The organism is Corynebacterium lujinxingii, from assembly GCF_014490555.1.
Lineage (GTDB): Bacteria > Actinomycetota > Actinomycetes > Mycobacteriales > Mycobacteriaceae > Corynebacterium > Corynebacterium lujinxingii.
The window spans coordinates 2,022,350-2,034,352 of record NZ_CP061032.1 but is presented as its reverse complement, the minus strand read 5'-3'; the positions used below and the strand labels follow the sequence as shown (position 1 = coordinate 2,034,352).

The following is a 12,003-nucleotide window of genomic DNA, read 5'->3' as shown; positions in this document are numbered from 1 at the left end:
CCAACAACGTGCTCCGTGTCTGAACGGGTCCGGATACATCGCAATTTCGCCGGTCCAAGTTACGCCGAAATCAACGAATTTAGATGGTGTTTACTTTGGCGCGGCGGTCGGGGCAGGTAACGGGAATATCACGGAGAAGGTTACATTTCGGTTAACACACGCTGTCTGTAAACACCCTGGCAGCGCGCAAGTTTGTTTGTCAGTTCCCCTTGACGCGACCGTTACCTGTGGCAAAATAACCGCTGTGACGCCCGCTGGGTGTCAGTACCTGTCAAGTTTTGCCAGACAACCACTGGCACCTATCGAATAGGGGAAACCAATGCCTTTCGATCTCAAGACCGCTAAGAGCGCTCTCTCTGACTTCGCCACCTTCGCGAAGAACCTGTCCAAGCTCTTCACCAAGACCCCGAAGACCCTCCTGGACTTCGCCTCCAAGGTCTCGAAGTAAGTCTTTTCTACCCCTTCACCACTCTTCACAAGGAGAATAAATCATGGACGCATTGACCAACTGGGTCGCACTTTCCTCCGGCACCGGCACCGGCGCTAACGGCGCTGAGATCACCCAGATCCCGGGCGCTCTCGTTGAGCTGCTCGGCAACCTCGGCGAGCTCGCTGAGGCTCTCTCCAAGCTCCTCGGCCTCGTCGCTTAAGAGCCTTTCTGCAACGCCTCGTCGCTAAGCGACGGGGCGTTTTTGCGTTGCGAATACTTTGCCAGCGCTAACGCCCGATCCCGAATAGAATGAGACGTATGGCTGACCACAAGGATGACGAACTGCCGATGATCGACCTGGCCGAAACCGAGGGCTGGGTTGTTGACGACACTGACGAGGACGATCCGGTGCTGCTCATGCCGGATGGCACCGCGATCCAGACGTGGCGCGAGAACTACCCGTATGACGAGCGGCTGTCCCGCGACGATTACGAGAAGGAAAAGCGCGCCCTCCAGATCGAGCTGCTGAAGTGGCAGAACTGGACGAAGGACACCGGTCAGCGCCACATCATCCTCTTCGAGGGCCGCGACGCTGCCGGTAAGGGCGGCACGATCAAGCGCTTCAACGAGCACCTCAACCCGCGTGGTGCGCGCACCGTGGCGTTGGAGAAGCCGTCGCCACGCGAGAGCACCTCGTGGTACTTCCAGCGCTACATCGAGCACTTCCCGGCTGGGGGCGAGATCGTGTTCTTCGACCGTTCCTGGTACAACCGCTCCGGCGTCGAGCGCGTCATGGGCTTCTGCACCGAGTCCCAGCACGCCGAGTTCCTCCGCGAGGTTCCGATGCTGGAGAACATGATCCTCGGCTCCGGCATTTCGCTGACCAAGTTCTGGTTCTCCGTGACGCAGAAGGAGCAGCGCACCCGCTTCGCCATCCGCCAGGTCGACCCGGTGCGTCAGTGGAAGCTCTCGCCTATGGACCTCGCGTCCCTGGACAAGTGGGAGGATTACACCCGCGCCAAGGAGGAGCAGTTCCGCTACACGGACACCGACGAGTCGCCGTGGATCACCATTAAGTCCAACGACAAGAAGCGCGCTCGCCTCAACGCGATGCGCTACATCTTGTCCAAGTTCGAGTACACGAACAAGGATCATGAGTTGGTTGGCGAGCCGGACCCGCTGATTGTGAAGCGCGGTCGCGACCAGATCGGCGACTAAACGCATTTCGCTTGACGACGACCCCCTGCACCCCACGGTGTCGGGGGCCGACGTCATTTTGTGTGACCAAGATCACCAGCGTCCTCGGCAGGCCTCTGTGAGATACTTTCGGGCAATATGTTCGCTGGCGACGTGCGGGTATGGGGGAGTCTGGGTAAGTGCTGTGTGGAAACCGCAGGCAGTAGGGCCGTCCAACTTTTTCGTCGGGAAAAAGTTCTGTTTATTTCTCGGGCTCTCGGGCGTAACGTTTGGTTGTCACAACCAGATAGGTGATGCGTCATCTACATTTTGTCGAGCCGAGGATCTATGACTCAATACGCCCGCCCCACTTTCGCCGCCCGCGCACGCCGTGCGGTGGTGGTGTGGGCTGCATTGGCTCTGGCGGCGGTCCTCACCGTCGCCGCTGCGGTGTACCCGGGCTCGCAGCAGGCGCAGGCACAGTCGACTGCGGCCATCGCCGATGGCGTGAACTTTGGCAACTGTTCGTTTCGTGCCGGCACCGGGGTTGCAGAGAACTGGGCGAACCAGATCTGCTGGCTCGACCTGACCGGCTTGCCCACCACGAACGGTGGCACGGCGACGCTGACGAAGAAAGTGGGCGACTACACGCTGAAGTTCGACGTGAAGCTGGAGTCGAAGGGCACCACCGTTAGGGAAGCGACGACGAAGTCCCCTTGGGATCAATCGGCGTTTGGCAAGACCGGCACCGGCTTCTTTGAGCGTCAGAGCTCGGCCACGGCGAACGATGTCGTCGCCATCCGCGGTGGCGGCCTTGCCCGCTACACCTTCAGCAACATCGCGATCACCGACGCCGCCGGCAACCGCGTGAGCAACTACCGCTTCGCCATGGCGGATGCCGAATCCACCGGAGCCGGAGCGTTTCCGGGCGAAATCCTGGACGTGTCCAACACCAGTCCGAACAGTAAGGGCGTAACACCCGCGACGCGTTTGACCCCCGACGGCTACAAGGACGCGTGTCTTTCCTGGCAGAGCGGCAAGTCTATTTACGGCGCCGGCACCGAGCCGCAGGCCAGCCTGTGGGGTACCAACGGGTCGCTGCAGCGCGACTTCATCTGCTGGGTTCAGGAGAACGCAGACTACAATCGTGCGTCCACACGGGCGTACGGCGGGTTCATCGTCGGTGTGAATAGCCCCACGTCGATGGAGATCGGTATCGGCACCGTCGGCGGATCGGGTCAGCAGGCGTTCGCGCTGGGCATCGGACTCAGCCGCATCGAGTTTGCTAACAACGACGCCCTGGCCACGGTGAACAAGGATGCCGAGAACTACTTTCTCGGCGCCGAGTCGAAGGCCACGGCGAACTACGAGGCCTTCTCCCGCAGCAACACGACCGGCAAAGAATCGCCGATCAGGATCACCGAGGGCGGCACGGCAACACTCATGCGCTCGCTGGATGTTAACGGTGTGCCGGAGGATACGTTGGGGTTTCGGTCGTCGTTAAGCAATGCCCCGAACCGCTATAACCCGGTGTGGAAATGTGTGCTGACCAACTCCGGCGGAAGCGCGACGTCCGAGACCATCCGCGCGGGCGCCGTGCCGGCCGGCTACACGCTCACCAACGAGGGCGAGACGTCAACGCTGCTGGTGGATAACCCGGACAATAACAAACTCAACTGCACCGTGAACTGGGAATCCAAGTTCAAGCCGGCGAAGCTGGATTTGAGCAAGACGGTCGACGGCAACGCCGCGGGCTTCGACGAGAACAAGTTGCAGAAATATACCCTCCATTACGCGTGCCGTGTGCCGGAGGGGTTCGCGCAGGCGTATCCCGACGTCAAGCTGGAAGGCGACGCGGTGGTGGAGGCGGGCACCATCTCCACGGTGGGCAATCTGCCGCAGGGGGCCACCTGCACGGTGACGGAGCGCGCTGCTCAACCACCGGCCGGCACGGACCTGAAATTGTCGTGGAACAAGGGGGCAGCGGGCGATCCGAAGGCGCCTGTGACAGTCGTGCTGCCGACCACTGGCGCGGCCCCGACGGCAGTGGGCGCAGCGAGCGCGAACAACAATTACACGTACCGTGCCGGTTCGCTGAACTTCAGCAAGACCATCGTCGGCGACCCGGTCACCGACGGCAAGGTCGGCGGCACGTACCGCTTCCGCCTCGTGTGCGCGGGCACGGACATCAAGCGAGAGTTCGAGCTGAACCTCACTAGCGCGAACCCGTCGGCGGCGACGAAGCTCGACGGCATTCCGGTCGAGCGCGACTGCTCGATCGCGCCGCTGACCGACCTGACTCAGAAGCAGCGCGAGACCATCGAGTTCATCAGCCGCGACGCCACGCTCGCGGGGCAACCGTCAACCCCGGATGTCGCCGGCGCCTACCACTTCACGCTGCGCGAGGGCACCTCCCCGGAGCTGCATTTCACCACCAGCTACGACTACTTAACGTTCCCGCTGTACATCCGCAACGAGGTCAACGGCCTTGCCGCCGGCGCCGCCGACGTGGAGCGGTTGAGCTACACCGCTCACTACCGCTGCCAGGTGGAAGGCCGCACCGTCGCCGAAGGCACCGCCACCTTGAACGGTTCTCAGGGCGAGGCGCGTGTCGACGACATCCCCGCCTCCGCCTCCTGCACCGTCTGGGAAGACCTGCCGGGCGATACCGCGACCACTCTGTTCAAGGGGGCTAAGGTGCGCGCCTCGGATGCGAGCGACCAGGTGAAAACCCTGACCAACGAGGAAGCGAAAACGCAGCCTGTGACCACCATCCGCGTGGTCTCCGGCACGGACCGCAACCAGGTGACGCTGGTCAACACCTTCGACCCGAAGCTGGGGACGGTCTCGCTACGCAAGGTCGTCGACGCGCAGGTGCAGGGTAGCCTGCCGCAGTCGTACGCATTTACGTTCCGCTGCGGCTCGCGCAACGTCGCCACCTCGGTGGCGGGCCAGTCGCGCGCGGTGGAACTGACCGGCCGCGCCACCGTCGCCGCCGACGGCACGGCGACGCTGGTCGCCGACGACGCCGCTGCGAATGACCAGAACGGTGCTATGGGCGTGCCGTACGGCAACACCTGCACCTTCGCGGAGGAGACCCCGAAGGTCGCCGGCGGCATCCTGTTTTCCACCGACGTGCAGGACGTGAAGCTCGGCGTCGACGCGGCGCAGAACACCGCCACGGTGACCAACACGTACCGCCCCGCGGGCAACGGCCTGACCGTGAGTCTGCGTACGGGTGGGCGCGAATCGTTGGCGTTGTCGTCGTTAAGCTATGTCCTGAACTGTGACAACGGGTTCACCGAATCGTTCGACCTCGCGCCTGGAGAAAGCCGGGTGTTCACCGCCGCGCAGGTGCCGCAGGGCACGGCGTGCACGCTGACGGAAACCGGCGATAGCGCCACCCGCACCACCGCGGACGGGCGCGACTACCCGATTCAGGCGACATCCGAGTACCTCTACGCGTCGGACGACGAGCACATCACCGACGTGGACAACGGCGGCGAGTTCACCATCGGCATGCAGTCGACCATGGACGTCCACCACGAGTACGACTTCATCGAAGCGCCGGTGGCTGGCACAAAGCAGGTCGTCTTCAACGATCCGAACAACCTTATTTCCGAGCCGCGCCGCGCGATTAAGTCGAACCGCGTGTTCCCGGTCAACCTGGTGTGCACCAACCCGGACGGTACCGCGGGCCCGAACATTTCCACGACGGTGCAGCAGGGCCAAGCGCCCGGCGGCACCCGCGCCGCGGTCGGCTCGACCTGCACCATCACGGAGGGCGACACGACCACTGCGGTCGGCATCACGCTGAGGAAAGCTATCGACGTCAACAGCGCTCGCACCGACGGCGGCACCGCGAAGTTCACTGTGGACAACGCCAAGGGCGTGACGCTGCTGTTCGTGAACACCTACGAGCGCCGCACGACGTCGATCGAGCTGACCAAGCGCGCCATTTTGCCCACCGACGCGATCCGCGCGCAGTACGCCAACGCGGGCAAGGACCTGCAGGAATCGCTGTACAACCACGAGTTCAACCTGGTCTGCCGCGATCCCGAGACCGGCGATACCGCGGTGCTGCAGCAGCAGCCGGGCGCGATCAAGGGCGAGGGCACCACGACGTTTGACGGCGTGCCGGTCGGCGCGGACTGTCAGCTCACCGGCGATCAGTTCGGCTCGCTCGCCCTCGAGATGAACGACGGCACCGATGATCTCAAGGCGTTCCTGCGGCCCGCGTACGTGGACTGGGTAGTCGACCGCGAAGGCGGCAACGCCTACCCGGACCAGACGCTTACCGACGACAAGACCACCTCGCCGGCCTTCCTCACGCTCGACGACCCGGCTCGTAACCGTGTGCGCCTGGACAACCATTACGAGTACGAGACCTCCACGGTGCGGCTGAGCAAGGACCTTGCCGGCTTGGGCGGCGATATCGCGGAGATCCCGGACGACTACACGTTCAACTTCGCACTGCAGTGCAAGGCGATCGGCTACCAGACCAGCACGGTCGGCGAGAGCTCGTTTATCCCGGAGAAGCTCCGCCCGGCGGACAGCTACGTCGTCCCGGCACAGATCCGGAAGAGCGATTTCGTGGACGGCACGTTCGTCTCGGGCGCGGCGACGGTGCCGGCGGGCTCGCTGTGCACGTTCCAGGAAAAGGATGCCGCGAACACCCCGGAGGTGCTGACGATCGCGCCGGATGAGGCCGTGGTGCGCAACTACGCGCCGAACCCGGGCGCCACCGACCCGGCGGACTTGCATTTTGTCAACCGCGTCGAACGCCGCACAGCACCGGTGCGCCTGGACGTGTTCAACTCTGGCTACCTCGCCGGCACGGACCCGGCGGGCTACACGGCGCAGGTGCGTTGCGACGACCCCGCCAACACCACCCTCACGCAGACCTTCCCCGCGGCCGCGGTGGGCAACGGCGAACTGCCGCGCACCCTCCAGGCGCCGGCGGGCGGGCAGGTAGTCAACCTCCCAGTCGGTGTGGATTGCACCCTGGACCTGACGGGCAGCCCGGCGCTTGCGCCCCGCGGCGAACTTGCGGTCACGGCGGGGGAGCGTACCCCGCTTGCCCAGTACGCCACCTGGGGCGAGACCACCAACGTGCCCGCTGGCTCGCTCGCCCGCATCGACGAGCCCACCGGCGCCGACAAGCAGTACTCCTTCGCGTTTTCTACGGCGCGCACCTTGCCGTCGGATAGCGCCGGGCTCACCGTCGCCGCGGATATCTACCACCCGCGTGCGCGCTACGACGTGACCTTTACCAAGCAGGCCACCGGCCCGACCTCGGGCGCGTTCCGCTTCTACCAAGGCTGCGGCGTCGAGCCCGGCGAGTTCGAGCTGGAGACCGGCGGCACCTACACGCTCGAGGGCGTGCCGGTGGACAGCCGCTGCTTCATCGACGAGCTCGACGACGGCAACCCTGACGCCGCGTCTGTGTTCCAGCTCACCAGCGCAGGCGAGCTCGTCACCGCACTCGACGGCGACGCCGACTCGGTGGAGTTCGAAGTCGAGCCGGTAACCGATGCGACCGACCTGGCGCAGGCGGGCAGCCGCTGGCACGTCACCGCCACGAACACCTTCCCGGGCCTGGATGTGGACAAGTCCATCGACGGCACCCCGCTCGGCGAGTTCACCGGCGAGGCCTTCGGCACGACGCTGCTGCCGCACGACGCCACCTCGATGCACGTGAACTACACCGTGCGCAACACCGGCGAGTTCCCGCTGTCGAACTTCACCGTCGCGGACCCGTCGCTGGCCGGCATGACCGTCTCGCGCGGCTCCGAGCAGGTGACGCTTGACGACGACGGCACCATCCCGACCTCCATCTGCCCCGCCCGCGACCTTGGCGTCGGCGAGCAGTTCGTCTGTGCCTTCGACGTGGCCATCCCGGCGACGGCGGGGCAGACCTGGCGCTACCCGTCCGACGGCGACGCCGCCGTGACGGTGACCGCGCAGGCCGTGGCGGGTGGGGCGACCCAGACGATTGCGGCGAAGGATGCACAGGCAGCGCTGAGGCCGGCGTCGTCGATAAGCATGCTCCTGCCCGAGACCGGCGAGCAGACGCTGGTTGTCTTCTTGCTGCTTGGCATCGCGCTGTTCGGCTATGGCGCGTGGCGTGTCGCGCGGCGCGAGGACGAGGCCGCGGAAGGCGGTGAGCTCGTTGAAGTGTAGAAAATTCGCCCGCTACAAGCGGACGGTGTACGGGCTCTCATAATCCGTCACGCATATTTCCGAAACCAACCAACTCCACACCACACACTGCAAAGGATTCGAACCATGTCGAACATTTCCACCAAGACCTTCGCGCTGGCCGCAGCGGCAGCCTTCGCCACCGCGACCCCGCTCGCACTCGCGCCCGACCTCACCCCGGTGGCGGTCGCGCAGAACAACCAGGCGGTTGACGTGAGCAAGACGGGCACGCTGACCATCAATAAGCAGGAGGGCGACCCGGGCGCCGCCACCGGTACCGTCGAGGGCACCGAGTTCACTGTCGAGCGAGTGCAGATGACCAACGGCTTAAACACCGCCGCGGGCTGGACCGAGGCCGGCGAGATCGTCAGCGCCGGTGCTGGCGAGGCGACCATCGACACCACCTTCACCGCGCAGACGAAGGCCACCGACGCCGACGGCGTGGCTGCGTTCACCGACCTGCCGGTGGGCATTTACAAGGTCACCGAGAAGACCAACGGTAACTACACTGTCGCCGCCCCGTTTCTGGTCACCCTGCCGCTGACGCAGCAGGACGGCTCCTTGACCTACACGCCGACCGTCTCCCCGAAGAACCAGAAGCTGGATCCGACGAAGGCGGCGGACGACGCAAACGCCAACATCGGCGACCAGATCACCTACACCATCAAGGCCCCGGTGCCGGCCGGCGATGTGCTACAGGACGGCAGCCGCACCATCAGCCAGTTCCGCATCACCGACGATTTGCAGCAGGAGCTGACGTACGTGGCTGACTCCGCCGAGGTCACCCTGACCGGCGCGGACGACACCACCCTGGACGAGGGCGACTACACCATCAGCAACGACGGCCAGAACCTCACCGTCGAGTTCACCCCGGCTGGCCTGCAGCGCCTGGAGACCCTGCGCGCCGACAACCCGGGCCTGACCGTCCAGGTCGTGTTCAAGGCCGAGGTCAACGCGATCCCGGCGAACGGCAAGATCAACAACACCGCCAACGTGTACGTGCCGAACCGCGACGAGCCGATCCAGTCCAAGCCGGAGACCGAAAAGGACGGCGACCAGGACACCAACGACACCACCACGCAGTACGCAAATGTCGAGGTGACCAAGACCCTCAACGGCAACCCGGTGGAAGACGGCAAGACCGGCGACGGCGCGGAGTTTGAGATCTACCCGTGCGCCCCGGAGGGTGAAGGCTACGCCGTTGCCGACGGCGCCGAGGCCATCAAGGGCACCGCAACCGCCAACTCCACCGAGCTCGCGACCACGTTTACCGCACAGGGCGGCGACGTGGACTCCGCAAAGGCGGCAGTTGCCTCCGGCTTCGGCATGCAGCTCAACCCGACGGTGCAGTACTGCGCCGTGGAGACCAAGGCTCCGGCCGGCTACCTGGTCAACCCCGACCCGCAGCTGCTCACCCTCACCACCGAGGGCACCGACACGAACCGTCCGGTCTACACCGTGGCCGTCAACGACGTGAAGGACAACATCTTCGGCCGCCTGCCCGCGACCGGTGAGCGCACGATGCTCTACATCCTGGCGCTCGGCCTCGTGCTGTTCGGCGGTGGTGCTGCGTACCAGTTGAGCCGTCGCAACGCGTAAGCCGCACCCAGCCGCACCAAGGAAGGACACCAGCATGCTCAAGCCCACCACCCGCGCGCGTCTCGCCGCGGCGTGTGCTGCTGCCTTCCTCGCGTGTGCGCCTGCCCCGGCGCTCGCCGCCGACGGGCAGATCCGCGTCGACCTGAAAGAATCCGTCGGCGCGGAGTGGTTCGAGCGCATCGGCGACCGCCAAGTGGAGCTGTTGCGTATCGACGACACCAGCCCCACCCCCGACGACCTCCAGGCCTTGGACATCCCGGCGCTGAAGCGCAATGCCCCGGAGCGCCTGCAGCCGGTGGCGACCAAAACCACCACCGGCGGCAGGGTCGACTTCAGCGGCCTCGGCGCAGGCGTGTACCTCGTCAGCGTGGCCGACAACCCGGACACCCAGGACACACGGGTCTCCTACGCGCCGTTCGTCGTCGCCCTCACCGCGGACGACGGCACACAGGCGGTGGCACCGAAGGCGCAGGAGCTCGGCATCTCGGTAGACCCGCTGACCGCCTGCAACACGCCGGAGTGGCGCGACGCCGCGGCGCCGGGCACCTATGTCGAGTATGACTTCGTCGCCACCGTGCCAAACCTGAACACCGACGGCACATTGGATACCTACGAGTTGGCGCTCGAGTTCTCCCGCGGCCACACGGTGCAGTGGGAGGACGACAAACCCCGCAGCGTCCTTGCGCTCGGCGCGCAGCCGTTGCGTTTCGATGCCGCCACGTCCACCACGAAGGTCACTGGCACGACCCGGAAACAGCAGCCGGTGAACAAACTCTCCGCGCCGAAGCTGTCCGTCCACGGCGCGGGCGAGAGCATCGACCTGACTCGCGGCACCGACTACGACGAGCGCCAGGTGGGTGGCGGTGAAGCCCGCTTCACCCTCACCGCCGCGGGGCGCAGTACGGTCGCGCGGCTGAAGTCATTCGACCCGGCAACCACGGTGGAGGCCTGGGTGCCGGCGAAAGCAAACGCCGACAAGCCGTGGGGGAGTGGCCCGGTGCGTAACACCACGCTCGGCGACCTCGAGGCGACCGCCACCTTGACCGCCGACGGCATGGACGCCAGCCGTGCACCGGTGACGGTGCGGCACGTCAACCACATCAACGTGGTCGAGCGCGACAAGTGCTTCGAGGCGGCAGCGGGGGAGACCACAGCTGCGGCGACGGTGACCGATAGCGCCACCGTCACCGAGGTGATCACCCGGGAGACCACCCGCACCGACGGTTCGACGGCTACCGTGACGGAGACGGCGGTACGGAAAGCCGGGGGAGGCAACGGGTCGTCGATACGCGAGCGCGTCGGTGACCTCGCCTCCACGGGTGCGAGTGTCATCGGAATTACCGGCCTGGCGGTGCTGCTGATCATCCTCGGACTGATCCTGCGCAGGCGCAATGACGACGAAAACTAAGCGCGGCAGCAACGTCGTGTCGTGGATCATTCTGATCCTCGGCGCGCTGTTGTTGCTGTACCCGATCGCGTCCACGCTGTCCGCGCAGTACCGGCAGATTCAGCAAAACGAGGAGTACGCAGACGCGGTGCAATCGCTTAGCGACGACACCCGCGCCGAACAACTCCGCCTCGCCCACGAATACAACGAGCGTCTGTTGGCCGCGGGCCCCCACGCCCGCGCGCCGGAGGCAGGCGACCCCGGCTTCGACGACTACATGGCGCAACTGACGCTGCCGGAGAGCTACCACGTGATGGCGCGCGTGCGCATCCCGCGCATCAATGTCGACTTGCCGGTGTTCCACACAACCCGCGCCGACGTGCTTTACGACGGCGCCGGCCACATGTACGGCTCCACCCTGCCCGTCGGCGGCGACGGCACCAACGCGGTGATCTCCGCGCACACCGGCATGGTCAACGCCGCCATGTTCGACCAATTACCCATGCTCAAGCCCGGCGACGACATCTTTATCGACGTCATGGGCGAGCGCCTGCGCTACCGCATGACCTCCCGCGAGGTGGTCAAACCCGACGACTACGACGCCGTGACCTACGAGCCCGGCAAGGACAAGATCACCCTGATCACCTGCACCCCGTACGGGCTCAATACCGACCGGTTGTTGGTGCACGCCGAGCGGGCACCGCTCGACCCCGGCACGCCTGAGCCGACCGTGGATGCCTTCGTGTGGTCCTGGTGGATGATCGCCGTGGTGCTGCTCATCCTGCTCGTGATCCTGCTGATTCTGTGGAAGCGGTGGCGGGATAGGCGCAGGCGCCGGCGCGAAGGGGTGCGCGGCGGGGTAAGCGTCGAAGGCGCAGCATAAAGCCGGTTCACGTCCCATCGGCAGGTGTCCCGGAACCTTTTCCTAACTTTGCCACAGGTTCTGTGTGCGCAACATCACGTTGTGTCTATTTTTGCGCTTCTATGCCCGGCGAAAGTGTTGAACAACCAATCAAAGTCCCAGTACGGTCGTTAATAAACACGGGTATTTCACGGGTCTATTCCTGAGCTAAAGGTAAGAATCTCAAAACGCGCAGGCAGTAGCCCTTTACAGAACTTGGACCCTCCCTTAAGGTTTTTATCGGAGCCCAAGCTGGGCCCAGAGGCTATTCCTCTTCTCGCTGACCAAAAACGGGCCCAGCGAACTTCA

7 protein-coding genes are annotated in these 12,003 nt (G+C 65.0%); all 7 read left to right on the top strand.

Annotated features, from left to right (window positions below):
- Nucleotides 1–319: 319 nt before the first annotated feature.
- On the top strand, nt 320–448 hold the full coding sequence (locus tag IAU68_RS11560; RefSeq protein ID WP_268908693.1) for a hypothetical protein: 129 nt from the start codon (nt 320–322) through the stop codon (nt 446–448).
- Between the two features lie 43 nt (nt 449–491).
- Nucleotides 492–650 carry a hypothetical protein gene (locus IAU68_RS10065; protein WP_171193752.1) on the top strand — a complete coding sequence of 53 codons (159 nt, stop codon included), beginning with the start codon at nt 492–494 and terminating at the stop codon, nt 648–650.
- A gap of 98 nt (nt 651–748) precedes the next feature.
- Nucleotides 749–1,648: a polyphosphate kinase 2 gene (ppk2, locus tag IAU68_RS10060; protein ID WP_171193751.1), complete on the top strand. Its 900-nt coding sequence runs from the start codon at nt 749–751 to the stop codon at nt 1,646–1,648.
- Between the two features lie 306 nt (nt 1,649–1,954).
- Nucleotides 1,955–7,789, top strand: coding sequence for a DUF5979 domain-containing protein (locus tag IAU68_RS10055; protein ID WP_171193750.1), 5,835 nt, complete (start codon nt 1,955–1,957; stop codon nt 7,787–7,789).
- Nucleotides 7,790–7,894: 105 nt separating this feature from the next.
- A complete protein-coding gene (locus IAU68_RS10050) occupies nt 7,895–9,406 on the top strand; it encodes a SpaH/EbpB family LPXTG-anchored major pilin (RefSeq protein ID WP_171193749.1) in 1,512 nt (503 codons plus the stop codon).
- Between the two features lie 34 nt (nt 9,407–9,440).
- The gene (locus IAU68_RS10045) at nt 9,441–10,814 is read left to right on the top strand and encodes a hypothetical protein (protein WP_171193748.1); all 1,374 of its coding nucleotides are present in this window, start codon (nt 9,441–9,443) and stop codon (nt 10,812–10,814) included.
- Entirely contained in the window at nt 10,798–11,676 is an 879-nt protein-coding gene (locus IAU68_RS10040) for a class C sortase (RefSeq protein WP_171193747.1), read from the top strand. Before IAU68_RS10045 ends, IAU68_RS10040 begins: the two co-directional genes overlap by 17 nt.
- Nucleotides 11,677–12,003: the final 327 nt, after the last annotated feature.